The organism is Priestia sp. SIMBA_032 (assembly GCF_046535215.1).
Taxonomy (GTDB): domain Bacteria; phylum Bacillota; class Bacilli; order Bacillales; family Bacillaceae_H; genus Priestia; species Priestia aryabhattai.
Genome location: NZ_JAWRXD010000764.1, coordinates 1 through 268, shown reverse-complemented (window position 1 = coordinate 268; position 268 = coordinate 1). Strand labels below are relative to the sequence as shown.

Here is a 268-nt window from a genome sequence, read left to right as displayed (position 1 = left end):
ATTACAGCTAAAACTCAATCAATAGATGATGGCACATATACAACAAAAGAGATCACAGACGCATTTCCTGTAGGAACCCCCATAACTACTTACATTCAAAAAGAAGAAAAACTGAACGTAAAACATCTCACCAATATTTCACTTACAGATGGTGGCGTCGGTAGGGTTCTGGAAGCAACAGATGGTTTTGTTGTCGTATGTGGGAATGAAAAAGGAATTTTTGATGTGTTAATATTTAAAACCATGGAAGATGTAAAGAAATATGAAC

At 35.4% G+C, this 268-nt stretch carries 1 protein-coding gene; it reads left to right on the top strand.

The features are described from left to right. Positions 1 to 268 (top strand): hypothetical protein (locus SB717_RS36365; RefSeq protein ID WP_410907884.1); only part of this gene is annotated, 268 nt, incomplete at both ends.